The 24,283-nt window shown below is 55.8% G+C and carries 28 protein-coding genes; 15 read left to right on the forward strand and 13 right to left on the reverse strand.

The features are described from left to right. Nucleotides 1-68 precede the first annotated feature (68 nt). Together tehB and JEM67_RS05420 are read right to left on the reverse strand one after the other, a co-directional pair. Nucleotides 69-929 (reverse strand): SAM-dependent methyltransferase TehB, encoded by an 861-nt coding sequence (gene tehB, locus JEM67_RS05415; RefSeq protein WP_199636625.1) that lies wholly within the window; start codon nt 927-929, stop codon nt 69-71. A gap of 123 nt (nt 930-1,052) precedes the next feature. Next, nucleotides 1,053-1,523 carry a GNAT family N-acetyltransferase gene (locus tag JEM67_RS05420; RefSeq protein WP_013811663.1) on the reverse strand — a complete coding sequence of 157 codons (471 nt, stop codon included), beginning with the start codon at nt 1,521-1,523 and terminating at the stop codon, nt 1,053-1,055. Nucleotides 1,524-1,655: 132 nt separating this feature from the next. Between JEM67_RS05420 and JEM67_RS05425 the strand changes: the two genes are divergently transcribed. Then, the gene (locus JEM67_RS05425) at nt 1,656-2,771 is read left to right on the forward strand and encodes a DUF1615 domain-containing protein (protein ID WP_199636624.1); all 1,116 of its coding nucleotides are present in this window, start codon (nt 1,656-1,658) and stop codon (nt 2,769-2,771) included. Here JEM67_RS05425 and JEM67_RS05430 read toward each other — a convergent pair. Both JEM67_RS05430 and JEM67_RS05435 read right to left on the reverse strand, forming a co-directional pair. Next, nucleotides 2,768-3,376, reverse strand: a complete 609-nt coding sequence (locus JEM67_RS05430) for a glutathione S-transferase N-terminal domain-containing protein (protein WP_199636623.1) — start codon at nt 3,374-3,376, stop codon at nt 2,768-2,770. The genes JEM67_RS05425 and JEM67_RS05430 overlap by 4 nt on opposite strands. 28 nt (nt 3,377-3,404) lie before the next feature. Next, nucleotides 3,405-4,250 carry an alpha/beta fold hydrolase gene (locus JEM67_RS05435; protein WP_199636622.1) on the reverse strand — a complete coding sequence of 282 codons (846 nt, stop codon included), beginning with the start codon at nt 4,248-4,250 and terminating at the stop codon, nt 3,405-3,407. A 65-nt stretch (nt 4,251-4,315) separates the two neighbouring features. Here JEM67_RS05435 and JEM67_RS05440 point away from each other — a divergent pair, with 65 nt between their 5' ends. Beyond that, nucleotides 4,316-5,224 carry a LysR family transcriptional regulator gene (locus tag JEM67_RS05440; protein WP_199636621.1) on the forward strand — a complete coding sequence of 303 codons (909 nt, stop codon included), beginning with the start codon at nt 4,316-4,318 and terminating at the stop codon, nt 5,222-5,224. 22 nt (nt 5,225-5,246) lie between these two features. Here the strand turns inward: JEM67_RS05440 and JEM67_RS05445 are convergent, their stop codons facing one another. Then, nucleotides 5,247-6,923, reverse strand: coding sequence for an alpha-keto acid decarboxylase family protein (locus tag JEM67_RS05445; RefSeq protein WP_199636620.1), 1,677 nt, complete (start codon nt 6,921-6,923; stop codon nt 5,247-5,249). A gap of 644 nt (nt 6,924-7,567) precedes the next feature. Then, the gene (locus tag JEM67_RS05450) at nt 7,568-7,867 is read right to left on the reverse strand and encodes a hypothetical protein (protein WP_162470424.1); all 300 of its coding nucleotides are present in this window, start codon (nt 7,865-7,867) and stop codon (nt 7,568-7,570) included. Between JEM67_RS05450 and pagP the strand changes: the two genes are divergently transcribed. The 3 genes from pagP (at nt 7,814) to JEM67_RS05465 (ending at nt 9,453) form a co-directional block, all read left to right on the forward strand. Beyond that, complete coding sequence (pagP, locus tag JEM67_RS05455; RefSeq protein WP_174270189.1) at nt 7,814-8,407, forward strand: lipid IV(A) palmitoyltransferase PagP; 594 nt, start codon at nt 7,814-7,816, stop codon at nt 8,405-8,407. The two genes, JEM67_RS05450 and pagP, sit on opposite strands and share 54 nt — an antisense overlap. Before the next feature lie 174 nt (nt 8,408-8,581). Further along, nucleotides 8,582-9,070, forward strand: a complete 489-nt coding sequence (locus JEM67_RS05460) for a DUF2501 domain-containing protein (protein WP_199636619.1) — start codon at nt 8,582-8,584, stop codon at nt 9,068-9,070. Between the two features lie 113 nt (nt 9,071-9,183). Then, nucleotides 9,184-9,453, forward strand: coding sequence for a putative hemolysin (locus tag JEM67_RS05465; RefSeq protein WP_199636618.1), 270 nt, complete (start codon nt 9,184-9,186; stop codon nt 9,451-9,453). Nucleotides 9,454-9,482: 29 nt separating this feature from the next. On the opposite strand, the gene JEM67_RS05470 is transcribed toward JEM67_RS05465, so the two are convergent. Continuing rightward, nucleotides 9,483-10,100: a hypothetical protein gene (locus tag JEM67_RS05470; RefSeq protein ID WP_199636617.1), complete on the reverse strand. Its 618-nt coding sequence runs from the start codon at nt 10,098-10,100 to the stop codon at nt 9,483-9,485. Between the two features lie 172 nt (nt 10,101-10,272). Between JEM67_RS05470 and JEM67_RS05475 the strand changes: the two genes are divergently transcribed. Both JEM67_RS05475 and JEM67_RS05480 read left to right on the forward strand, forming a co-directional pair. Then, nucleotides 10,273-11,055, forward strand: a complete 783-nt coding sequence (locus JEM67_RS05475; protein WP_199636616.1) for a DeoR/GlpR family DNA-binding transcription regulator — start codon at nt 10,273-10,275, stop codon at nt 11,053-11,055. Between the two features lies 1 nt (nt 11,056). Continuing rightward, nucleotides 11,057-11,440 (forward strand): VOC family protein, encoded by a 384-nt coding sequence (locus tag JEM67_RS05480; RefSeq protein WP_199636615.1) that lies wholly within the window; start codon nt 11,057-11,059, stop codon nt 11,438-11,440. Here JEM67_RS05480 and JEM67_RS05485 read toward each other — a convergent pair whose 3' ends face one another. Beyond that, nucleotides 11,441-12,349, reverse strand: coding sequence for a LysR family transcriptional regulator (locus tag JEM67_RS05485; protein ID WP_199636614.1), 909 nt, complete (start codon nt 12,347-12,349; stop codon nt 11,441-11,443). It lies immediately after the preceding gene. Between the two features lie 126 nt (nt 12,350-12,475). Here JEM67_RS05485 and JEM67_RS05490 point away from each other — a divergent pair, with 126 nt between their 5' ends. The 6 genes from JEM67_RS05490 (at nt 12,476) to JEM67_RS05515 (ending at nt 17,221) form a co-directional block, all read left to right on the forward strand. Continuing rightward, nucleotides 12,476-13,357: a pirin family protein gene (locus JEM67_RS05490; protein WP_199636613.1), complete on the forward strand. Its 882-nt coding sequence runs from the start codon at nt 12,476-12,478 to the stop codon at nt 13,355-13,357. Nucleotides 13,358-13,479: 122 nt separating this feature from the next. Then, a complete protein-coding gene (ycaC, locus tag JEM67_RS05495; RefSeq protein ID WP_013811677.1) occupies nt 13,480-14,106 on the forward strand; it encodes an isochorismate family cysteine hydrolase YcaC in 627 nt (208 codons plus the stop codon). Between the two features lie 446 nt (nt 14,107-14,552). Continuing rightward, nucleotides 14,553-15,719, forward strand: a complete 1,167-nt coding sequence (locus JEM67_RS05500; protein WP_199636687.1) for a type I restriction endonuclease — start codon at nt 14,553-14,555, stop codon at nt 15,717-15,719. A 292-nt stretch (nt 15,720-16,011) separates the two neighbouring features. Then, entirely contained in the window at nt 16,012-16,344 is a 333-nt protein-coding gene (locus JEM67_RS05505) for a hypothetical protein (RefSeq protein WP_199636612.1), read from the forward strand. Nucleotides 16,345-16,414: 70 nt separating this feature from the next. Beyond that, entirely contained in the window at nt 16,415-16,879 is a 465-nt protein-coding gene (locus JEM67_RS05510) for a thiol-disulfide oxidoreductase DCC family protein (RefSeq protein WP_199636611.1), read from the forward strand. An 87-nt stretch (nt 16,880-16,966) separates the two neighbouring features. Further along, nucleotides 16,967-17,221 (forward strand): ABC transporter ATP-binding protein, encoded by a 255-nt coding sequence (locus JEM67_RS05515; RefSeq protein ID WP_199636610.1) that lies wholly within the window; start codon nt 16,967-16,969, stop codon nt 17,219-17,221. On the opposite strand, the gene JEM67_RS05520 is transcribed toward JEM67_RS05515, so the two are convergent. The 3 genes from JEM67_RS05520 to JEM67_RS05530 all read right to left on the reverse strand — a co-directional run bounded on the left by JEM67_RS05520 (nt 17,218) and on the right by JEM67_RS05530 (nt 19,530). After that, nucleotides 17,218-17,769: a GNAT family N-acetyltransferase gene (locus JEM67_RS05520; RefSeq protein WP_199636609.1), complete on the reverse strand. Its 552-nt coding sequence runs from the start codon at nt 17,767-17,769 to the stop codon at nt 17,218-17,220. The genes JEM67_RS05515 and JEM67_RS05520 overlap by 4 nt on opposite strands. A gap of 100 nt (nt 17,770-17,869) precedes the next feature. After that, nucleotides 17,870-18,619 (reverse strand): DUF2076 domain-containing protein, encoded by a 750-nt coding sequence (locus JEM67_RS05525; protein WP_199636608.1) that lies wholly within the window; start codon nt 18,617-18,619, stop codon nt 17,870-17,872. A gap of 125 nt (nt 18,620-18,744) precedes the next feature. Beyond that, entirely contained in the window at nt 18,745-19,530 is a 786-nt protein-coding gene (locus tag JEM67_RS05530; protein ID WP_199636607.1) for a helix-turn-helix transcriptional regulator, read from the reverse strand. A gap of 181 nt (nt 19,531-19,711) precedes the next feature. Between JEM67_RS05530 and JEM67_RS05535 the strand changes: the two genes are divergently transcribed. After that, the gene (locus JEM67_RS05535) at nt 19,712-20,482 is read left to right on the forward strand and encodes a class I SAM-dependent methyltransferase (protein ID WP_199636606.1); all 771 of its coding nucleotides are present in this window, start codon (nt 19,712-19,714) and stop codon (nt 20,480-20,482) included. Nucleotides 20,483-20,539: 57 nt separating this feature from the next. Here the strand turns inward: JEM67_RS05535 and aqpZ are convergent, their stop codons facing one another. After that, nucleotides 20,540-21,235, reverse strand: a complete 696-nt coding sequence (gene aqpZ, locus JEM67_RS05540) for an aquaporin Z (protein ID WP_013811685.1) — start codon at nt 21,233-21,235, stop codon at nt 20,540-20,542. Nucleotides 21,236-21,681: 446 nt separating this feature from the next. Between aqpZ and JEM67_RS05545 the strand changes: the two genes are divergently transcribed. Then, entirely contained in the window at nt 21,682-23,043 is a 1,362-nt protein-coding gene (locus tag JEM67_RS05545) for an esterase-like activity of phytase family protein (protein ID WP_199636605.1), read from the forward strand. Nucleotides 23,044-23,083: 40 nt separating this feature from the next. On the opposite strand, the gene JEM67_RS05550 is transcribed toward JEM67_RS05545, so the two are convergent. Then, nucleotides 23,084-24,265 (reverse strand): low temperature requirement protein A, encoded by a 1,182-nt coding sequence (locus tag JEM67_RS05550; RefSeq protein WP_199636604.1) that lies wholly within the window; start codon nt 24,263-24,265, stop codon nt 23,084-23,086. Nucleotides 24,266-24,283: the final 18 nt, after the last annotated feature.

Genomic DNA, 24,283 nt, shown 5'->3' on the forward strand with positions numbered 1-24,283 from the left:
CTTCATGTTGTTTGTCGAAAATGGCGTCAGTCACATTCGCGGCGCTGACGCCAATCTTTTGCTCAGGATTAGGGCTTTCGTGCCAGCAGCGTGGCGAAACGCAGGGAAATGCGGTTGCCGGCGGTGTCGGTTCGGTGCAGTTGGCCAACATCTTCGTTGTACTTGAGAATTTCCCAGCCCCGGTAATGGCCTTTCAGCTCGCCCGGCTTAAAGGTGAACGGAAAGGGCAGGCTGCACGGGTAATCCGGGGTATCCATCGCCGCGACGATCAGGTTATGGCCGCCGCTGAGGGTGCCATTTTGCATTTCCTGCACCAGCGAGGGGATCCGCTCCCGGTTCAGGAACATGAACACCACGGTGGAGAGAATAAAGTCGTATTCGCCGCTGAAAGAGTGGGTGTTGAGGTCCAGCGTGCCGGCGCGGATGTGCGACAGGGCTTCGCTGTCGATGATGCCGCTGAGCTTGTCAATCGACGGCGAGTGTTTGTCCCTGGCGGTGACGTCAAAGCCTTTCAGGTTGAGGTAAAGCGAATTGCGTCCGCCGCCGCAGCCCAGATCCAGCGTTTTGCCGGGGGCGATTTGCCGCGCGGCTTCGATCACTTCCGAGTGGGTGCGCGTCAGTTCATACTTTTTAGCGTAGTAATCTTCCGGCGAACAGTAGAAAGCCAGCTGACAGATCATGTCATCCGAGAAGGAAACGATGCGGTGCCATTGCTGCGGCTCGATAAACGGCGGTTGGCTCTCGGGGCTGAACTGCCAGGTTTCGGTGGTTTCACCTTCTTGCGTCATCAGCGCGAAGGTCAGGGTGCCGCTCAGCAGGGTAAGCCTGGCCCAGGTGCCGGTCTGGGTGTTGTGTTTTTGCTGGAAGGCGGCCGGCAGCGTTGCGCTGTTCCATTGCGGCAGCGTTTTATAACAAAGCAGATCGTTCATGCGTCTCTCCTGAGGCTGGGCGTTGCCGGCGCGTGGCGGGCGAACAAAATGATTTTATATGTTGCATATAAAATACATGTTTATTAGCCCTTTGAAAATGCCTGCAAAGAGGAAAGGCGCGGTTTACAACCTGCGATGCATACGGGTGTTTACCGCGTTGAAGCCCATCCGGGCGTACAGCCGTGCCGCCGTCGGGTTGTCGTTGAAGACCGCCAGCTCGGCATATTCCGCGCCGTCGGCCCGGCCGGCGTCCAGCACCGCGTTCAGAATTTGCTCGCCGTAACCTTTGCCGCGCCAGGTGGTGACCACTTCAAAATCATAAATAAACAGCTGCTTGCCGTAAGTTCGTTGTTTGATGGCGTACCAAACGATGGCGATATTTTCTGCCGAGCCCGCCAGCCGAGCGCAAACCAGCCGATGGCCCGACGTTGCCGCCCCGTTGGGCAGCGAGTCGTTGAAGGAGGCGGTAGCTTCAACCAGCGCCTGCTCCCGGTTCAACAGCAGCACGCGCGCCAGATCCTTAGCGTATTCCTCGATGCCGTGGGTGCGATAGCGCTCAAATTCTTGTGGGCTCATGTCCCTGAGTTCAATCATTGGATTATCCCTTGATGTTTATTTCGCCGTCAGAGCTTAGCCCAGGCGATCTGATCCGCCTATTTTTAACTGGATCGCGTTCTCCGGCTGGGCTAACGTCAGTGCAGATTATGCCAAACGATCAGGGAAAAGATGTCAATTCGCCGTTATATCAACTCGATGACCTTGCGTCCGTTGAGCCTGGCCGCGCTGCTGGTGCTGGCCGGTTGTACTACGAAAACCACGACAGCGCCGGAGCATCGCCCCGCCGACGTCAAGGCGCAACTGGTGCGGCTGATGCCGGCCAACGCGGCCGATCGCCAGGGCTGGGCCACCGACATCACCGCCGCCTTTGCCGCACAGGGCATAGAACCGAACACCGAAAACCTGTGTTCGGTGCTGGCAGTGACCGAGCAAGAGTCGACCTTCCAGGCCAATCCGCCGGTCGCGGGGTTGCCCAACATCGCCTGGAAAGAGATCGACCGCCGCGCCGACCAGTTGCATATCCCGAACTTCCTGGTGCATACCGCACTGCTGATCAAATCGCCGAACGGCAAAAGTTACAGCGAACGGCTGGATAAGGTGCGCACCGAGAAGGATCTGAGCGATATCTTTGATGACATGATCGGTACGGTGCCGATGGGGCAAAAGCTGTTCGGCAGCCTGAACCCGGTGCATACCGCCGGACCGATGCAGGTGAGCATCGCCTTTGCCGAGGCGCACGCGAAAGGTTATCCGTACCCGATCGACGGTTCGATCCGTCGTGAAGTGTTCAGTCGCCGTGGCGGTATGTACTTTGGTATCGCGCACCTGTTGGGCTACCCGGCCGACTACAGCCAGCCGATCTACCGCTTTGCCGATTTCAATGCCGGCTGGTACGCCAGCCGCAATGCGGCGTTCCAGAGTGTGGTCAGCCGGGCGACCGGCATTCCGCTGGCGCTGGACGGTGATTTGATTAACTACGGTACCGATAAGCCCGGTTCCACCGAGCTGGCGGTGCGCACGCTCGGCAAAAGGTTGGATATGAGCGATTCGGCGATTCGCGGGGCGCTGGAGAAAGGGGATCTGCTCGAGTTTGCCGATACCCGCCTTTATGAGCGGGTCTATGCCCTGGCGGAAAAAACGGCCGGCAAGAAACTGCCGCGCGAAATGCTGCCGGGCATCCAGCTGGAAAGCCCGAAAATCACCCGTAAACTGACCACCGCCTGGTTTGCCAAGCGGGTGGATGAGCGGCGCCAGCGTTGCCTGGCGCGCGCGTCGGCGGGTTAAACCTGCGGGGTGCCGATAAACGCGGGGTGTCGCTCGGCCTGGGTGGCAAACGCCGCCAGCACCGGGTGCGCCTGCGCGGTGATCCGTTCGGGCAGCATCAGTTGAGTAAAGCTCCAGGCCACCGCCACGCTGACCTCTGCGCTGCCCATAACCTGCGGTATGGCGGCGGTTTGCGGCAGCAGTTTTTCCAGTTCGGCGTAAGCTGCCAGCAATTGGCCCTGCACGCGATCCAGCCACGGCTGATGCTGTTTTTCCTGCGGGCGCTGCTGCTGTTCATAAACGATTTGCACCGTTTTTTCGCAGGCGGCCAGCGCGAGCCCGGTCAGTTGCAAAGCGCGCAGCCGTGCAGGTCCGTGCGCCGGTAGCAGGGCCTGGCCAGCGGGAACCAGCCCGATGGCATACTCCAGAATTAGCGACGAATCCATCAGGATTTGATCGTCGGCCAGCACCAGCGTTGGGGCTTTCACCACCGGGTTGAGGGTTTTGAACCGTTCAAAATCGCTAAATACCGACACTGCGCGGTGTTCAAATTCGACGCCCAATAATTTCAGGCAAATAGCCACCCGGCGCACATAGGGTGAATCCAGCATGCCAATCAATTGCATCAGGTTTTCTCCTGGGCATATTGCCCGTTTATAGTGAATGTATAAATGCCGCCAACCGTTGCGCCACCGTCTCCGGCGCATCTTCCATGACAAAATGCCCTGCGCGGGAGAGCACCTGCAGCCTGGCATCGGGAATGTCGGCCTGCAAACGGTAGGCGTAACTGACCGGTTGCCATTCATCGTTTTCGCCCCACAGGATCTGCACCGGCAGGCGCAGTTCGGGCAGGCGCTGTGCGAAATCCTCAGTATAGCGGGCGTTGTAATGGGCGATTTGCTGCTGATAGAACGCCGGTTGGCCGACCACGCCGACGATCGGCGCCAGATAGCGCTGCAATAATTCTCCCTCCATCAGCGATTTGTCGAACACCGCCATTTTCAGTTGCCGCTCCAGGGTTTGCTCATGCTGCCGCTCGTCCATCACGGCGTACTGACGATAGTTATCGCGAATACCGCGCCAGGTGGGCGAAGGCCAGGAATCGTAGCTGCAAATATCTGCGATGGTCAGCGAGCGAAAGCGCTCCGCATGGCTAAACGCCGCACGTAATGACAGCGCGCCGCCAATATCGTGACCAAAGACGTGGGCGGTATCCAGTTGCCAGTGATCCAGCAGGCCAATCAGCAACTCCGCCTGTGCGGCAATCGACGTGTCTGCTGACAGCGGGCGCTCTGACGCGCCAAAACCCAGTAAATCGTAGAGGTGGACCTGAAAGCCCGCAGACGTCAACCTGGGCAGCAGGTTACGCCAGATGATCGAGTGGGCGGGCGTACCGTGCACCAGCACCAGCGGATCGCCTGCACCATGCACGCCGGCAGCAATGCGATGGCCACCGACGATAATGTGCCGATCGAGCAGGGTAGGGAAGTCGTTCATCATGATCTCTCCATGGGTTGGCTGTACCCAACCTACTCATTCTCTTTTCATGACACCAATGACAAGTTATGGTTGGTAAATCCCACTTTTGTCATGGCGTGCTGATGACCCCGCGTTTATCCATCGATGCATTACGGGCGCTGCAAAGCGTCATTGATACCGGCAGCATGACGCGCGCCGCGCAACAGCTCAATCTCAGCCAGTCGGCGGTGAGCTGGAAAATCAAACGGCTGGAGGAACAGCTGGGGCGCATTCTGATCGATCGTCAGGGCGGCGTGTTGACCGCCACCACCGACGGCGAGGCGCTGCTGCTGCACGGGCGGCGTATTCTGCAGGCTCACGATCGGGCGCTGGCCCACTTTTCACCTTCATCATTGCAGGGCGTGGTGCGTTTTGGCGCCACGGAACAGATGCCGCTGGCCCAATTGGCCGCTTTGCTGACGGCATTTACCCATCAGCATCCGCAGGTTGACGTGCAGTTGGTGATTGAACAAAGCCAGGTATTGCGCGCTGCTCTCGCGAAAGGGGATCTTGACCTGGTGCTGCATCAGCAGTTCCGCGATGCCCTGAGCGCCGAGGATGTGGCACTGGAAAGCGAGCGCATTCACTGGTGCGTCCCGCCTGGGTGGCATTATCAGCCGGGCGAAAGAGTGAAGCTGGTAAGCTACGGGCCGGACTGTTTTTACCGCGGTCTGGCGGAGGATCGCCTGAGCGCGGCGGGCATCGATTACCGGGTCTGCGTTGAGTGCCCTTCGATTGCCGGCATGCTGGTGGCCATTTCTGCGGGCATGGGGATTGGTCTGCTCAGCCAGCAATGTCTCGATCGCCGGGTGCAGGTCGATGCCGGGTTTGAACGCAGCATGCCGCTGCCCGAAGTGGTGAATGCGCTGCGCCTGGGTGCCAGGCGGCATCATCCGCTGCTGCAAAGGCTGCAACAGCGGATCGTACAGGCACTGGGGAAAACAGCCGCTTCCTGAGAAGCGGCGGATAACGGTGCGGTTATGCGCGGCGCGGGTTGGTCAGGCCGAAGTTGAAGTTATTGCAGCGGTTGCAGAACTCTTTCATCACCGGCGGGGTATCCATCATCGGCACCTTGATTTCGATAAAGGCCAGCCGATCCTGGCGCGAAGCCTGTTCCAGCGCCAGCTCCAGCTGTTGAGTGGTTTCGACCGCCATGCTGAACGGCGTAGCCTGGGTGTTGAGTACCGCCGGCAGTTTGGCGTAATCCCAGGGGCCAATGTCGTTGTAAGACGAATTTTCCCCGAGAATGTAGCGCTCTATGGTATAGCCGTCGTTATTAATCAGGAAAATGATGGGCTTTTGCTCATAGCGTAGCAGGGTAGAGATCTCCTGGGCGGTGAGCTGGAAGGAGCCATCGCCAATAAACAGCAGGTGCCGACGATGTGGCGCGGCCATCAGGGTGCCGAGCAGCGCCGGCAGGGTATAACCAATCGACCCCCAGATAGGCTGATTAACCACTTTCACGCCGTCCGGCATGCGCATGCCGCCAATCGCCGCCCCTGAGGTGCCGTTCTCCACCACCAACACGTCATCCGCCTGAATAAAGCGCTGCATCCGTTGCCAGAAATAGGCCTGATCGAGAGCCGCTTCGCCCGGTGTCGCCAGCCTGTGCTTGTGTTCGGGGAGCGGGGCCAGCGGCGGGGCCGTTATGCTTTTATCCAGCGCCAGCAGTGCTTGCAGCAGGTCCGCCGCCGCTACCGCCGGGTAGGAGGTATTGCCCAGCTTCAGCGAGAAAGGCTGAATATCAATCTGCGCGCCGGCAGGGATTTGATGGGAGAAATAACCGGTGGTGGAATCGACCAGGCGTACGCCGAAGGTCAGCACGCAGTCGGCGTTCGCCATGTGCTCGTACAACTCGGGGCGCGACAGGTCGCCGCTGTAGCCACCCATCCAGCCCGCGGTGGTTTCCGGGATAATGCATTTTGCCGTCGGCATATTGGTGAGTGGGATCGCAAATTTATGGGCGACCTCGATCACTAATTGCTGCAGCTGAAAGCGATCCACCATTTGGTCGACCAGAATAATCGGTTTTTTCGCCTGGTTGATGCGCGCCAGCAGTGCCATCGCCGCCAGTTGGACATTATATCGGTCGCTTTTCGGTAATTGCGGTGGGGTGCTCATCTGGGCTATTTCAATTTCCACATCGCAAATATCGGAAGGCAACTGTAAATAAACCGGTTTCTTTTCCGTCCAGGCGCGGGAAATAACGCGCGGAATTTCCACTGCCGCATTTTCCGGTGTGATTAACGCTTGGGCGACGGTGAACTGTTTAAAGCAGTTCATGACGTTATCAAAGTTACCGTCCGCCAGCGTGTGGTGCAGCAGTGCATGGTTTTTCATCGCATGCAGCGGCGGGGTGCCGGACAGGCAGATCACCGGTGCGGATTCGGCATAGGCGCCGGCAATGCCGGACAGCGCGGCTAGGTCGCCTACGCCGTAGGTCGTGATTAGCGCTCCGGCACCTTTCAACCGTGCATAACCGTCGGCGGCATAAGAGGCGTTCAGTTCGTTACAATTACCGATAAATTCAAGTTCGCCTTGCTGCTCAATCAGTTCCAGCAGCGCCAGGTTATAATCGCCGGGCACGCCATAAATACGATCGATGCTCAGGGTACGGAGCTGTTGCAGAATAAAGGCTCCAATAGTGATTTTCATGTGTTTCTCCGGATTTTATCTCTTTTCTTTTATCAGGCAGAAATCAGCAAAATACATTGCCGGCGATGTTGTGTGGCGAATGAATCAATACGCCGCTCTGGTGCAAACGGTTTTTTCTCGCTGGTTTTAACCATTATTTAAACACCCCACTTGTTCAAGTTGGGGCTGTGGCGTGGTAAACGGCGGGATTGTATTCGGGGGTTTACGTTGTCAGTAATCAATATTAAAAATAAGGTTATTGGGGGGTGGCATTTTTCATTGAATCTGATTGAGCAGTAAAATCGGGATAGGGCGCGCAGATAATGGGGCGTTCGGCAATCTCTCGGTACTTTTGCCGGCAGGGTTAATCCCTATTTTTTATTGCCGCGACTTTTTTGCTTTTCCCGCTTTGCTTACCGCAATAAATAACTCTTTTTAAGTATCTCTGGTGTGGGGCTCATTAAATTGCAGGTTGTTATCCGCAGGCGATGAAAGATTATCTTCAATAGTGCTTTGATGTAATGGCACCTTTACAGGGGATCTATATCTGGCGAGCCATCTGTTTGCTGGGGGCTGCCCGCCCAGCGGGCTTTCAGCCGCGGTGCAAATGGGGTGGCCATCACATTCCTATTCCGGACGACAGTAACGATTTCGCTACACTTTGCTTAAAGACGAAGATCGGCCAACGCGGCGGAGACCTCCATTATTGCGGAGTTTTCCGACAGACGGGGTATTGGGAGATCAGTAGGCTGAGCGCCCGGAACAGGACCCACGAAATGATATTCCTTGCCGACGGTTAAACTTAACCAAGTTGCAATGAGATGGGAAAAAGATCTTGGATAAATAAGATACAGCTTGATCTTGCTAATGCGATCGGTAAGAATCCCCGGCCTTAATTTTACAGGAGCTTTATGATGTTTTTTAAACGGACAATTTTGGCTTGCTCTATGGGATTGATGTTTCATGCACTACCTTCTTACGCAGAGGTTGGTGCAGGAAATAGCAATTCCGTACAGGCTGAAAAACCGGGGCTGTGGCAACGTTTCACCGATAACGTGTCGGAAACCTGGAATAATTCGCCGAATAAAGACATCTATCTGCCGGCCATCACCTGGCATAACCGCTGGACTTACGATGACGAACACATCGACAAGTACAATGAGCGGCCCTGGGGCGCCGGTTATGGTATCTCGCGCTACGATAGCGATGGTGACTGGCACGGTATCTATCTGATGGCGTTCAAGGATTCGTTCAACAAGTGGGAACCGATCGGCGGTTACGCTTACGAGAAAATCTGGCGGCCGCTGGATGACAAGGATTTCCGCCTGGGGTTGGGCTTTACCGCCAGCATTACCGCGCGGGATAACTGGAACTACATTCCTATCCCGGCGCCGTTGCCGCTGGCGTCGATCGGCTATAAACAGCTGACCTTCCAGGCGACCTACATTCCCGGCACTTATAACAACGGCAACGTGTTCTTCGCCTGGCTGCGCTGGCAGTTCTGATTTCTAGCGGGCCGTTGGTTCCGCTGCTTTCCTGCCCCCAAATTACCTGAATTCTGAAAAACGGCTGCTGCTGCAGATAAAAGGAACTTGTCGGCACCGGTGGCGTCGGAAGAGATGACCCGGCGCATTGCGTAGAGCGCGCCGTTTTCGGGAAATAACAGGAGCTTTACCCCCATGAATACCAAACATCGTTTACTGTTGGCGCTGACCTTGACCACGACTATGACCTGCGGGGCTGCGCAGGCTGCCGGACTGATGGATTCCATCAGCAGCGCCGCCGGTGAACTCAGTAAGTCGTCAGGGGGTAGCACCGGCGGCACCTCGCTGTCTTCGCTGACCGGCCTGCTGAATGGCGGCGATAAAGCGCTGAGTTCCGGCAGCATGACCAATGCCGCCGGCATCCTGCAATACTGCGTGAAAAACAATGTGTTGTCGGCCAATGGCACTGAAGCGGTGAAAGACCAATTGCTGAGTAAGTTGGGTATCAGCAGCACGGAAAACGCCAAGAGCCAGGACTACCAGCAAGGGCTGGGTGGTCTGTTGAAAACCGGCGAAGGCAAGAGCCTGGATCTGAACAACCTGGGCGTTTCGCAAATCACCGAAAAAGTGAAGCAAAAAGCCTGCGATCTGGTGCTTAAGCAGGGCGCGTCCTTTATTTCCTGATAGCCTGAACGGCGGGGGCTACGGCCACCCGCCGTTTTTATTTCCCCGCCGTCTTTCAAACCGCAGCGTTGTTGGCTACAACGTGAAATTCATCGGGGTTTATAAGAGCAAAAATGAAAAAAATTCTGATGATCTCCCTGTTGGCGGGAGTGACCCTGCTACAAGGTTGTGCGATGAAAACGCCTGAGGCGCCACCACCGCCGCAGGTGAAACCGATCGGGATGGCCAACCCGGCAGACGTTTATTGCACCGAGATCGGCGGCAAGCTGAACGCCAGGCAAAACGCCGACGGCCAGTATTCTACTTGCACCTTGCCGAACGGCCAGGAAATCGATAGCTGGGAACTGTTCCGCCGCGATCACCCGGTGAAGAAGTCAACTTGACGGCATCGGCGCATTTATCTGGTGCCGTATCAGAACTCGCGATCGCTGATGGATTGGAACTCGATGCCGCTGTTCGAGCCCATCTTCAGCGGCATCCGCCAATCGCTGTCTTTGCTCAGGGTGAACGCTCTGGAGCGGAAGTTGCAGCCGCTCTTGATGTTCTTGATTTTCATCACGTGTTCCGCTGTTGAATCGATTTTGACATCGAAGTTGCCGGCGGCGGGAATAAACACCTCCGCCAGCTGTTGCGGCGCTGCGGGGGTTTCCAGCCTGACCAACACCGCAAAATCGTTGCCTTGATTGTCCAGCGTCAGACGATGCAGGCCGGTATCGGCCCGGCGTTCCGGCTGATGCAGATAGCCTGCCGAGGCTGGCCAGGCTTGCCCGGCATTGTCGTGCAACGGCCCGCCGCACTGTTCACGCGCTTCGCGCAACGGCATTTCACGAAGGGCTGCCCGGTTGTAATCGATGGGGGTGGTCATCACAAATTCATCGTCATTTTGATGTGCGCGCAGATAGCGTTTGGCGCTGAATACCCCAGCGGCAATCAGCATAAAGAAGATAAAAATCGTCAGGCGATTCCTGAAGATGGATCCGAACAGCCTGCCCGGCAATTGAAATAGCCACTTCGCGATTTTCGACAGCATCTTTTTCCCTTAGCGCCCAAGCCGTTACGTTCTGCGGTAACGATGCTTGCCTCAGTATAGCCAACATCTCGCCAACGAAAATCCCTCTCCGGCATTTTTCTTTCCCCTGATTGTTGTACGTTTTTGTTCATTTGTGTACATTTGTGATCGATTGTTCACCTTGAGCCTGAAAATGTCCAAACTGTTACCCAATGAACGTCATGACGCGATCCTCGCGACCCTGCAGCGCCAGGGGCGGGTGCTGGCGGTTGAAATGGCGGAACGCCTGAATACCACCGAAGCCACCATTCGGCGCGATCTGCGCCAGTTGGCGGCGCAAAACCTGTGTAAGCGCATCTATGGCGGCGCGTTGGCACCCACGCCGGCATCCGGACCGATGAGTGAACGGCTGCATTTAAGCGGCGATGAGAAGCAGGCGCTGGCGCTGGCCGCGCGGGCTCTGGTCACGCAGGGGCAGATCATTTTCCTTGATGCCGGCAGCACCCATCTTTATCTGGCCGACCTGCTGCCGCGCGACCAGCGGCTGACCGTCGTCACTAACGCGCTTTCCATCGCCGGTAAAATGCTGGAACGGCCGGGGATCCGCACGATTTTAATCGGTGGCGAACTGGATGCCGAGGTGGGCGGCTGCGTGGATGCGAAAGCCGCGCAGGAAATTGACGGTTTTCATTTTGATATGGCCTTTATCGGCATCTGCGCCTATGACCCGGCCAGTGGTTTTTCGGCGCTCAATTATCAGGATGCCCAGTTCAAGCAGCGCCTGCTGACGCGCTCGGGCAACGTCGCGGTGTTGTGCACCCGCGACAAACTCAACACCTTCGCCCCTTATAGCTTTTTGCCCGCCGGGCGAGTCGATTATCTGGTCACCGTGAGCGGCGGGCATACGCAACTCGAACAGCAGGTGATCCAGGGAGGCGGCAAGGTGTTGTATGGCGATTCACCTAACGGAGACTGAGATGAAAATAGCCCATGTTGCATTGTGGACCCGCGATATTGATGCCCAGATGGCGTTCTGGCAGCGCTATTTCAACGGCGTTGTCGGCGAGGAATACGTTAGCCGCAGCCGCCCGGGTTTTATTTCCCGCTTTGTCAGCCTGGCTTGCGGCCCGCAGTTGGAAATTATGTGCCTGCCGGATCTGCTGCCGGCGGAACAGGCCAATGAGCGCGTAGGCTGGGCGCATATCGCGCTGTCGGTCGGCGATGAGGGCCAGGTCGATTTGCTGGCGCAGCGCGCCCGGCAGGAGGGGATCCTGCAGGCGCCGCCGCGCTGGACCGGCGATGGTTTTTATGAGGCGATCATCCGCGATCCTGACGGTAACGCCATCGAAATTACCGCCTGATCACTCTTCTTCGAGGATCGCGAACTGCCGGGACAAATAGTCGAGCAGCAACCGCACCGCCGGCAGCAGCCCACGGCGTGACGGATAGACCGCATGCACAACGCCGCCTTGCGGTTGCCAGTCTGGCAGCAATGGCACCAGCTCACCGCGCAGCATGTTGTCGCGCATCATCATCGACGGCAACTGCACAATGCCGACGCCGGCAATCGCTGCGGTACGCAGCATCAGCATGTCGTCGGTAACCAGCCGCGGCCTGTGTTCCCATTCCACTTTCTCACCGGCCGGCCCGGTCAGTTGCCATTGATGCTGTGCCCGCGCCGGCCCAAGATCGAGCGTCGGGTATTTATCCAATTCGTCGGGCCGTTGCACCGGGCCAAGGGTTCGCACCAACGCAGGGCTGGCGGCGATGTACCAGATGCGTTGAGCCAGGATCTTCAGCACCAGATCGCTGTCTTCCAGCGGCGGCGGCCGCACGCGGATCGCCAGATCCAGGCCTTCGCCCACGACGTCCACCCGGCGATTGGTGGCTTCCAGATGGACCGTCACTTTGGGGTAATCGGCCATAAAGGCCGCTACCATACTGCCGACACGGGTATGCAGGAGCGCCACCGGGCAAGACATGCGCACCGTGCCGCAGGGCTCTGCGCGGGTTTGCTCAATGGCCTGCTGCGCGGCGTCGGCCTCCACCAGCATCGCCTTACAGTGAACGTAGTAGTTCTGGCCGACTTCGGTGACGGAGAAACGCCGGGTTGAACGCTGGATCAGGCGCACGCCCAGGCGCTCTTCCAGCAGCGCCACGCGGCGGCTGAGCTTGGACTTAGGGATGCCCAACGCCCGGCCGGCAGGTGCAAATCCCTGGTGATCGACCACGCTGGCGAAATAAAACAGATCGTTCAAATCGGTGAACATCGCCCGTCCTTATCGTTCTATCTATAGAACACTGAGTGTACATATTACCTACTACTGCGGCAAATGGCATTCAATTAGACTTCTGGCATCAACGTAAGGTCGCGAGACCTGAAACAGGAGTTCAAGATGAAAAAGATCCTCGGTATTTACGACAGCCCTGAAGCCCATTGGGTCGGCAACGGCTTCCTGGTGAATTCGCTGTTCTCCTATAACGATCTGGGGGCGGAAATGAGCCCGTTCCTGCTGTTGGATCATGCCGCGCCAACCAAATTCCGCTCTGCCTCCGGCACCCGCGGCGTTGGCCAGCACCCGCATCGCGGGTTTGAAACGGTGACCATCGTGTATCAGGGCGAAGTGGAGCATCGCGATTCCACCGGCAGCGGCGGGGTGATTGGCCCCGGCGACGTGCAATGGATGACCGCCGCCTCGGGTATTTTGCACGAAGAGTTCCATTCACGGGATTTCTCGCGCAACGGCGGCACCATGGAAATGGTGCAACTGTGGGTCAACCTGCCGGCCAAGGACAAAATGGCCGAGCCGGGTTACCAGACGCTGCTGAATGCGGATATCCCGGTGGTTCCGCTGGCGGACGGCGCAGGGCAGGTGCGGGTGATTGCCGGTAACTTTGGCGGCCACGTCGGTCCGGCACGCACCTTCAGCCCGCTCAATGTGTGGGACATGAAGCTGAATGCCGGCCACACCACCACGTTGACGGTGGAAGAAGGTCATACCCTGGCGTTGGTAATGCTGCACGGTGCCATTCATGTTAACGGCGAGGAAGTGGTGCGCGAAACCCAAATGGTCAGATTTGACCGTGCGGGCGATTCGATCACTATCGAAGCCAACAACGATGTCGCCTTGCTGGTGCTGAGCGGCGAACCGATCGATGAGCCTATCGTCGGCTACGGCCCGTTCGTGATGAACAGCGACGCTGAGATCCAGCAGGCTTTCAGCGATTTCAACGGCGGCAAGTTCGGCACTATGGCGGCAGAGTACGGGGCGAGCTAAGCCATCCCTTTTGGCCCGGAACGAGTTCTCCGGGTCAGATACTACACTTAACCCTCTGCGCTCCCGGCGTTGTGGCCGGGGGCGCTATATCCGCAATAATCAAAACCCAACAGGAGTAAACCATGACTGCAAATTACAAACGCCTCGACAAGGATCAGGCCGCCGTATTGCTGGTGGATCATCAGGCAGGGCTGCTTTCGCTGGTACGTGATATCGATCCCGATCGTTTTAAAAACAACGTACTGGCGCTGGGTGATTTAGCGAAGTATTTCAACCTGCCAACCATCCTGACCACCAGTTTCGAAGAGGGACCGAACGGCCCGCTGGTACCGGAACTGAAGGCACAATTCCCTGACGCACCTTTTATTCCGCGTCCGGGGCAGATTAACGCCTGGGATAACGACGACTTCGTAAAAGCGGTAAAAGCCACCGGCCGCAAACAGTTGATTATCGCCGGCGTGGTCACTGAGGTGTGCGTGGCGTTCCCGGCGCTGTCTGCCCTCAGCGAAGGTTTTGAGGTGTTTGTGGTCACCGACGCCTCCGGCACCTTCAACGAGCTGACGCGTCAGTCGGCCTGGAGCCGCATGGAAGCCGAAGGCGCGCAGCTGATGACCTGGTTCGGCGTGGCCTGCGAGCTGCATCGCGACTGGCGTAACGATGTGGAAGGGTTGGGCGCGCTGTTCTCCAATCATATCCCAGACTACCGTAACCTGATGACCAGTTATAGCACGCTGACACGCGGTAAATAAGATCTATGGGGCGCAGCTGTCAGTTGCGCCCCACGCAGGAAATAAACTTTGTTACGTTGCGTCATTGAAGTATTTTATTAAATAAATCTGTGTGTTAACCCTTCTCCTTTAGTTTATCCCCTTCCTGATACCGATGAAATTTGACAAAAAACGCGTGAAAAACACTGACGATTTAATTGTCATTGAAATTATTAATTTGCTATAAATCCATTTGCTTAAAACACATAGCCGGTTATTTCTGTTCGTGCAGCAATATTTTCCAAATGGCTTTGATCAAAGCCAGGCCCTTCTGCTATATATTTAATGTTTAAAGATTAATGTGATTTTATTTAAGAAATAAAAATGAGTGGGCAGCCTATTAGGTGGTTCATGTGAAAGGAGTAAATTTTTCTGCAGATGTCATTTTAAGGAATGACGGACTTTTCACACAGCAAGAGGGATGGTTGATGAATGCATTCAGAGATAAACTCAAGGCACATGTGAATCATGTGGCTACGGTCGGCCAACATTGCAATACAGAAGAAACAACAAAACAGGCACTGATTTTGCCTCTATTAGAAATTCTTGGTTTTCATCCTTATGACCCAACGAAAGTGAAGGCAGAGTATGGTGCTGATTTTCCTGGGGTAAAGGTAGGTGAGCGGGTTGATTACTCTCTTTTTTGTCATGCGGTGCCCGTTATGTTTATTGAAGCCAAATCCTTCAATCAAAACTTAACAAATCATAGCCCACAGCTTTCACGTTACTTTAATGCTACCCCAGAAGTTACCGTGTCTGCGATCACCAATGGAAAGGAGTGGCGTTTTTTCACCGATCTTAAAGATAAAAATATCATGGATGACGCGCCATTTCTGAAGATAGATTTTAATGATTTGAATGATTCTGATATTGAACAGCTTTATAGGTTTAGGCACGATCAATTCCAGCCTGAGGCTCTCCGAACGCTGGCTGAGGAGAGCATTTACCTAACATCATTCACAAAAACAATCAGTGCAAGCTTAAGGGATGTGGACATGGATTTTGTCAGGTATGTGGCAAATCGATCTAATGTTCAGCGTCAACTTAATCAGCGTTTTCTTGAAACTATAACGCCTTTGGTTCGTTTGGCGGTTGAGAAGGCGGTGAGTGCAATGGTTGTTTCCGGTCTGTCTGTAACTTCTGAAAGTGCAGCGATCTCTGAAAGCGGCCCGAAAAGTGAGGAAAAGAACAAAACTGACCCACTGGCGCCGATTATTGATCCAGAAAACAGCAAAATTGTTACTACCTATGCTGAAAGAGCTTTATTCGACAATGTTGCGATGATTCTCGGTGAGAGCGCAGATCTGACAGCAAAAGACACTGAGAGTTATTACAGTATCTTGTTCCAGGGGAAGACTACGCGATGGATTTTACGTTATTTTGATAATAAACAAAGACCTACCATATTACTCCCTTTGGAGATCAATGAAGAGAGGCACGCTGAAATTATCCGTGCCGGTTTAGAGCTTGCTGCTGGGGGACATATCATCATTGATAGGCCAGAGAACATTTTGCGGCTGACGGGGTTGATCATCGATTCTTATCATTATTGTATTGACGATGAAAACTTCCGACAGAAGAAAAAATCACAGTAATAATGATTCGTTAGGTCAGATTTATCCGTTAATAACAAGCGGTTTCAGCCTGTGTATATGAGCGGTAGGTGCTTTATAAATCCGGTTTAACTGATGAACCCTTTTTCTAGAGTTGCAACGAGGAATTATCAAATAAAATTCCCATGATCTTTACAAGATCCTTAAGCTTTGACCACGTTGGCGTCAGGATGTAAGCAAAGATCATCGGTGTGAAAAGGTCGTGAAAAGCGGCTTTCTCATCTGCCGGGGGCGGGGTAGGTTAAACCTAATCCCGGCAAATGAGGTCAATATCATGAAAAATGCACGCAAAGTACGGGCACTGCCTTTCCTGGCAGCCGCGATGCTGTTCAGCGTCAGCGCGCTTTCCGCTCCGGCTCCGACAGATAAAAATGCTCCGCCCGCAGGACAAGACTTCCGCTTGCCGCCTTTCCCGGAGGGGCATATGCCGAAGCCTGGCTTCTGTCACGGTGGGGAGGTGTTCTGCGCCACCTCTGCCAGCGACAACCCGACCGAAACCATCAATAAGCTGACCTCGGTAATCCCGGCCGGCAGCGCCAAGCATTATGAAGTACGAATCTCGGTCGTGGCATTGCCGGATGCGTCGCCAGCCCCGCCGGCCCCTTAAACGCCGCATCAGTCTGCTGGCTCTGGGGGGGAATGCGCGCTAGTCTGGGGTGATCACCTCCGGAGGCAGGATGAATTCGCCAAAGCTCCCCCCTAATCTCTCTTCTTATCTACGGCCTGGCGATCGGGTGCTGTTGTTCGATGGCGAATGCAATCTTTGCCATGGGTTGGTGAGATATCTGATCCGCGCCGATCGGCAAGCCAAAATCCTGTTGGCGACGGTGCAATCGGCGGAAGGGCAGGCGATCCTGAGCTGGTTAGGGTTGCCTACTGACCCTGTCGACTCCATCGTTTATCTTGAGCAGGGGCACCATTGGCTGCGTTCGGCTGCGTTTTTTCAGGCGTTGCGCCAGCTTGGTTGGCCATTTCGCCTGTTGGCGTTGGCGCGCTTTCTGCCGCAACGGCTGGCCGATGGGGTTTACAATGCGGTGGCGAGCAATCGCTATCGGCTATTTGGCCGCAATGACGGCACCGCCTTGCCCGGCGCCGATCTGCCGGGGCGTTATCTGCATTCCGCTTCCCGCCGCTCTCGCTGAGCTTTACGCTTCTTTACCGTTTAATTGCTTGAAATATCAGCATCCTGACTCCATATAATGGAATAATCAGCCAAAAAAGGAGCGCGTATGGGAATCAGTGAAGAAGAGCATCTCCGCCGTCTAACCCACGAAAAGAACGCCGTGGGGAATTCGGCGAAATGGGTGGCGATCGTTTCAGCCGTTTACTTTGCCCTGATGGTGTTTTACGGCCACCCGATTGGCGTGCTGGCCATGTCCGGGGTGATCTTTATCGTCTCCACCGCCATCTGGTTGAAGAAGCGCAAGAAAGTGAAATCCTATCGTCGGGTGCTGGCGAAAATCAACGACGACGCCTCCGTTTAACCGCCCTGATAGTCGCTGCGCATCAGGGTATAAATCAGGCTTGGCTCGGCGCCAGGCACGTCGTCTAACGTATCCACCAAACGCAGTCCCGCTTTTTCCAACACGTGACGTGAGGCCTGATGGTTTGCACGCACGGTGGCGGAAATCTCATCCAGCCCCAGGTGTTCGAAGCCATATTCGAGCGCAGCCAGCGCCATCTCCGTGGCCAATCCCATCCCCCAGACTTGCGTATCGAAGCGGTAACCCAGATTCACCGTGCGCTGTGCGCCGAGCGGATGCCACGACAGCCCGCCGAAACCGATGATCCACTCCGGGCGTTCACGCAGCGCAATCGCCCAAGAGCCATAACCGCGTTGCCGCCATGTATCGATGCGTTCAGTCAGCGCCTGGTTAGCCTGCTCTTCACTGACAACGGGGCCGGCGGGGTTGAAGCGCTGGGTTTCCGGATCGCCGAAAATGGCGTAAAACCTGGCCAGATCGTCGGCCACCGGTGGGCGCATCACTAAGCGGGTGCTGATATAGGGATCGGTAGGGATCATCTTGGGCATAGTTTTTCGTAACCTGCTGTGATTGGGCAGGTTTAACTGTAGACCAGCTGCGCGGGGGAGGAAACATAAACCCCCTCCCCAGGCGGAGAGGGGGGCAGAATCAGATAAATGAATCGTCGTCGCTGTAGTCGTCATCCGAGAAATCGTCGCTGTCGTCGGTTTGATAACCTGCGTTCTGGAAGCCGTTGTCCTGATTCAGGAAGCGGTTGTCGCCATTGTTAAAGGTGTCGAGGTTGTTGGACGCGTCAAACTCTTTCATTGCGCTGTCATCCACTGGCTGTACCGGCGTTTCGTCGATAATGTTCACAATCTCTTGCGGCTGCGAATGGCGGAACATGCCGGTCAGCATGTCGGCCAATACCACGCCGCCGGCCACACCTGCCGCAGTTTGCAATGCACCGCCCAGGAACCCGCCGGCCCGTGAAGGGGCTGCTGCCTGCTGTGGCGCTTGTTGTGGCTGCTGCTGCGGAGCGTAACCCGCCTGCGGCTGATTATTCCAGGCTGCATTATTCTGCTGTTGCGCCTGGTACTGATCGCGCGGGCTTGGCGTATTGCGGCTGCCACCGCCGAACAACCCGGCCAGGAAGCCGCCGCTGCTCTGTTGGCTGGCGGTATTTTGCTGTTGCTGAGCAATCTGGTTCTCCAGGTCTTTTACCCGCTGGTCCAGTTGCTTCAACGCCGCTTCCTGAATGATCATCGCCTGCGCCATATAATAAGGCGCAGAAGGTTGTTCGCGGATGTGCTGGTTGATGAGCTGCTCTGCCTGGAGATCCCTCTGGCCCGTCTTGGTCTCGGCTTCTTTCAAGCGGCCAAACAAACCATCGATAAGGCGCTGTTCTTCAGATTGCATAGGGTTACCTCAGGAGATAAATAACAAAGCTTGATGATGATTATCATCGGTAGCTATCACCCTAGCGCGTTTGTGTTAACCAATAAATAAATGGTGAGTAAACCTGTTTATGAATTTGTTACCAGTTACGCCAAAGGGATCAGCATGACCAGCTTCAGCGCGCTGTTTTCCGCCGGATGAAAGGTCAGTTGCCGATAGCGCAGCGCCCCCTGCAGCGGATGAGTGAACCCCCGTTCGCCGCCTTCGCGCGCCATCACGTCATGTTGTTTCCACCAGTGATTAAAGGCTTCGCTGTTGTGCGTCATGTTGCGAACGAAGGCGCGTATCGCTTCGGTATTCTGGTGATGGCTGGTTTCCGCGCGAAACTCGGCCACCACGCGCCGAGCACGATCGTCCCAGTCGCTGACCAGGGTCTTCGCCAGCGGGTGGAAAAACATAAAGTGCAGCAGATTGGGCGTCTTGGCCTGGCCCAGCCAGTCACAGAACAGGGTTTCCGCTTGCGGGTTCCAGGCAAGGATATTCCAGGTGAGATCCAGCAGATAGCAGGGGACAGCCACCTGGTAAACGCTTTGCAAAACGGCGCTGTTGGCGATGTCCTGATGCTGTTCCTGTTCGGGATCGGCCACCCGTGCCAGGGTAAACAGGTAGTGACGTTCGGCATGCCCCAGTCGTAACGCTTTGGCAATGCGCGCCAGCGTATGTGGAGAGATGGACACCTCGCGACCCTGCTCTATCCAGGTATACCAGGTGGCGCTGATGCCGCTGATTTGCGCCAACTCCTCACGCCGCAGGCCGCTGGTGCGGCGGCGCGGTGCGCTGGGCAGCCCCAACATGTCTGGCGTGATGCGCTCGCGGTGGGCGCGCAGAAAGGCGCCGAGGGCTTTGGGGCCGGATAAGGCTTCGGATTGCATAGGGGGGTACCTTCTCATACTAGGATAACTGCTTATATTGTACCCGTATATCAGCCTGATTATAGTGGGTTGTATCCCGTAATTGTTTGTGACCGCCAGCGGCGCTCAGGTGCAATGACGGAAACACCCTAATAGAAAGCCATCCGGCACGGGCGCAACCCCGACAATAACAGGAGCAAACATGAGCATCAGCAACAGCCATAAAAATGCGGTCGATCGTCAGTTCGGCGAGCAGGCCAGCGCCTACCTGACCAGCGCGGTGCATGCGCAGGGCAAAGATTTGCAGCGTCTGGCAACATTGCTGGAACCCCATGCCGATGCCAGGCTGCTCGATCTGGGCTGTGGGGCCGGACACGCCAGCTTTACCGCGGCGGCGAAAGTGGCTCAGGTCGTGGCCTATGATTTGTCCGCACAGATGCTGGAAGTGGTTAGTCAGGCGGCAGTGGATAAAGGGTTTGGCAATATTCAGGTACAGCAGGGTGTGGCGGAATCGCTGCCGTTTGACGATGCCGACTTTGACCTGGTGATCAGCCGTTACTCGGCGCATCACTGGCATGATGTGGGCCAGGCGCTGCGCGAAGTTAAACGCGTGCTGAAACCGGGCGGCGTGGCGATCTTTATGGATGTGGTGTCGCCGGGGCACCCGCTGTTGGATATTTATCTGCAAACCGTTGAGGTGCTGCGCGACACTTCGCATGTGCGCAATTATGCGCCGGGAGAATGGTTGAGCCTGCTGACTGAGGCTGGGCTGGTGGTGCGGGAGGTCACTTCGGATCGGTTGTATCTGGAGTTCGGCAGTTGGGTGGCGCGCATGCGTACGCCGGAGCATTTCGTCACCGCCATTCGCGCGTTGCAGCAGGGGGTTTCTGAAGACGTGCTTCAGCACTTTGCCATCCAACAGGATGGATCCTTCACCAGCGATATTATGATGTTTGAGGCGGCGAAAGCTTAAAAACAGCAGGGCAGCCGATAAGGGCTGCCCTGTTAAACGCAATCAAATACCGCTTAATTACTTTTTGTCTTCCAGCAGGCAGCGATAAATCAGGCCACCGATGACACCGCCGATTAACGGCACCAGCCAGAATACCCAAAGCTGTTGCAATGCCCAGGTACCCTGGAATATTGCCACGCCGGTACTGCGCGCCGGGTTAACGGAGGTATTGGTTACCGGAATACTGATTAAGTGAATCAGCGTTAATGCCAGGCCGATAGCCAAAGGGGCAAACCCTGCCGGCGCACGCTTATCTGTCACGCCGTGAATAACAATCAGGAAGAATGCGGTCAGGACCAATTCAATAACGATGGCGGATTGCAGAGAATAGCCGCCCGGTGAATGTTCGCCGTAGCCGTTGGAGGCAAAGCCGCCGCCGGTTGGATCAAAGCCCGCTTTACCGCTGGCAACCAAATACAGCACTGCCGCTGCAGCGATACCGCCGATGACCTGAGCGATCACATAGGGGATGACGTCTTTGGCTGGGAAACGGCCGCCGGCAAATAATCCCACGGTAACGGCCGGGTTAAAGTGCCCGCCAGAAATATGCCCAACGGCATACGCCATGGTGACTACGGTAAGACCAAAAGCGAGTGCCACACCGGCAAAACCAATACCCAGTTGTGGAAATGCTGCAGCTAATACCGCACTGCCACAACCACCAAACACCAACCAAAATGTGCCAAAAAATTCAGCAAATAGTCGCTTTGACATAAACTCCATCCTACGGAAAATACTAACGATCGTTAGCACTAAAAACTATAGAACACCTTTCTCAATTAATGCAGGTTTCTATCAGCATTTTCTTAATGCACCTTAATAACGGCGGGTATTAAATCCCCGTAAATTAGTTTTGTCTATGCGACTTCGGCTATATTTTTCCGAATTTTCGCGCGTTTGTTTATTTTTTTATCTTTCTTATAAGAATTTGCCCTAAGCTTAAATGTTGGGGTTGTTGTTAGCGTAATCCGACCCTGGGGAAATTTAATTTTCCATCTGCTTTTTCCATTCAATTCGCCGATGTTAATTGTTAATTTCTATTTGCCATGTTTAATTAGCACTATGATTCATGACATTAGCGGGGCTGTCATCAGAATGTCACGCTAGGTTAATACCTTAGCAAGCTGCAAACTTCACTCCCTTAACTCTGAGCCATAACCATGAAAATAAAACCGGTTTCGCTGTTAATCACCTCGTTGTTTCCTCTGATCTCTTATGCCGCCGACGTTGAGGTAGAGCGCTATGTCGTCAGCTTTCCCGGCGGCGAGCACGTAAGCTATCAGGGCGCTTTCGCCAAGAATTTCCCGCAGGGATTACCGGTAGGTATTGGCTCCGGCCTGGTTTTCAATGGCCGTGAGGGCAATGATCTGCTGCTGACCACCGTCACCGATCGCGGTCCTAACGCCGATGCGCCTGCGGTCGGTGAGCAAGAAGCCAAAATCTTTGCCAACCCGCAGTTCGTTCCCTTGCTGATGGATATTCGCGTCGGCGGCGGGAAAGCCGTGGCCGGCAATCAGCGCCCATTGCATGACGAACAGGGGCCTGTCAGCGGGCTGCCGCTGCCGGGCGGACTGATCGGTTCCACCAACGAAGTGGCGCTGAGCGATACGCTTAAAACGTTGCCGAGCGATCGGCGCGGGCTGGATACCGAAGGCATCACGGCCGACGGTAACGGCGGCTACTGGTTGTGCGACGAATACGGCCCGTTCCTGATCCATATCGACAGTAAAGGCAATATCCTCGCCAAATACGGCCCTGCACCGCAGAAAGGGGAGCAGGCGGTGGCCGGCGGCTTGCCGAATATTATCAAGTGGCGCCAGCCTAACCGGGGTTTTGAGGGCATCACTCGCCTGCCGGATGGCCGCATTCTGGCGGCGGTGCAGAGCACGCTGGACGTTGATGGCAAGAGCAAGAACAAGGCGCAATTTACTCGCCTGGTCAGTTTTGATCCGGCCAGCGGCAAAACGGCGATGTATGGCTACCCGATTGATATCGACAGCTATAACAAGGCCAAGGATGCCAAAGTCGGCGACATCGTGGCGGTGGACAACCAGCATATCTTGCTGATTGAGCAAGGCAGCGATAAAGACAAGCAGATGATTAACAAAATCTACCTGGTTGATCTCAGCCAGGCGACCGATCTGACGGCCTTCGACGGCAAGGACAAAGCGCTGGAGTTTGACGATGCGAAGGATCTCGCCAAGCGCGGCGTGAAGCTGGCGCAAAAGCGCGAAGTGGTGGATCTGCGCAAATTGGGCTGGCAGCAGGAAAAGGTGGAAGGCCTGACGCTGATCGACGATCGCACGCTTGCGGTGATTAACGATAACGATTTTGGTCTGCAGGCCAAGCTGGTGAACGCCGAGCCTAAGGGCAAGAAAATCGGCGATTACCAGTTGGATAAGCAGGGTGGCTTGAGCCTTGACGGTAAAGCCGTGTCGACGAGCATCGAACTGCAGCCGCTGGATAAGCCGGAATCACTGAGCGAACTGTGGGTGCTGAAACTGCCGCAACCGCTGAAATAACTGCCGTGGCAGGGGGCATACCGTGCCCCTGTCCGCCTTCTTATGCTGCCGCGCCATTCTGTTTCTGCGGCGTTCTGCCCCGCGAGATGCTCTCCCACACCGCAACTACCACCATAATCAGCGTGGTCAGTCCGTTCACCATCAGCAAATCGGTCAGGTAAGCTATAGGTGTCAGCACGGCCAGCGCGATCAGTCCCACCAGATGCGACAGCGGGAAGCGGCGATACACCAGCCGTTTGTACAAGGCGTTGGCGAGCAGGTAAATGGCCGGGCCGAGGATCAATACCGCCGCCGTCACGTTGCTGATAGGGCCGTCGGGATGGGCGATCACCAGTTCGTTGGCGACGGCGCAAACGATAATTGCCCCGACCAGCACCACGTGCACATAGTGGAAGTTGGCCCCCAACTGGCCGGGATTTTCCGCCTGGCTGATGGCGTGGCTTCCGGCTTTGCTGCTGGTATCGAAATAGACCCACCACATTGCCAGGCTACCGATAAAGGCCACCAGCGAGGCGATCAGCGCCGGTACTGTCCAGGTTTCCATTTCACTGAGGGTAGAGCCGGTAATCAGAATGGTTTCCCCCAGCGCCACGATCACGAACAGTTGGCAGCGCTCTGCCAGGTGATGGCCCTCTATGGTCCATTCACTGCTGCTGTTGGAGCGGCCCAGCACCGGCAGGCGGAAACCGAACATCGGTGATACGTATTCGCACAGTACCGCCAGCGCCCACAGCAGCAGCCGGCTATTGCCTTGCGCCAGACCGCCCAGGATCCAGAACACCGCTGAAATGCACATCCAACCCAGAATACGGCGGAAGTTTTGCTTCAGCGGGTGATTGGCCTCCAGCAGATTCAGGACCACCCAGGAGCGACCCACCTGAATCGCCACGTAGAACAGCGCAAAAATCAACCCGCGTTCGCCAAACGCCTGCGGCAGCGCGGAGGCGGCGAACAGCCCCAGCAGCATGATGGCGAACAGCAGGATACGAATGGGGCGGGTATCAGGATTAAACCAGTTGGTCACCCAGGCGGTGTATTGCCACGCCAGCCAGACGGCAAACCACAGTAACAAGGTTTCCAGCGCGCCGGTCAGCGTCAGATGGTGCAGCAGGTAGTGGGAAAGTTGAGTAACGGCAAAAACGTAGATCAGATCGAATAACAGTTCCGAGAACGAAACCGAAGCGCCTCGACCATCGCGCACACGCAGTAAGGTTTGCGACATAGAGAGTCCTTCTAAAAT

It is taken from the genome of Serratia sp. PAMC26656 (assembly GCF_016469055.2).
GTDB classification, from domain to species: Bacteria; Pseudomonadota; Gammaproteobacteria; order Enterobacterales; family Enterobacteriaceae; genus Serratia; species Serratia plymuthica.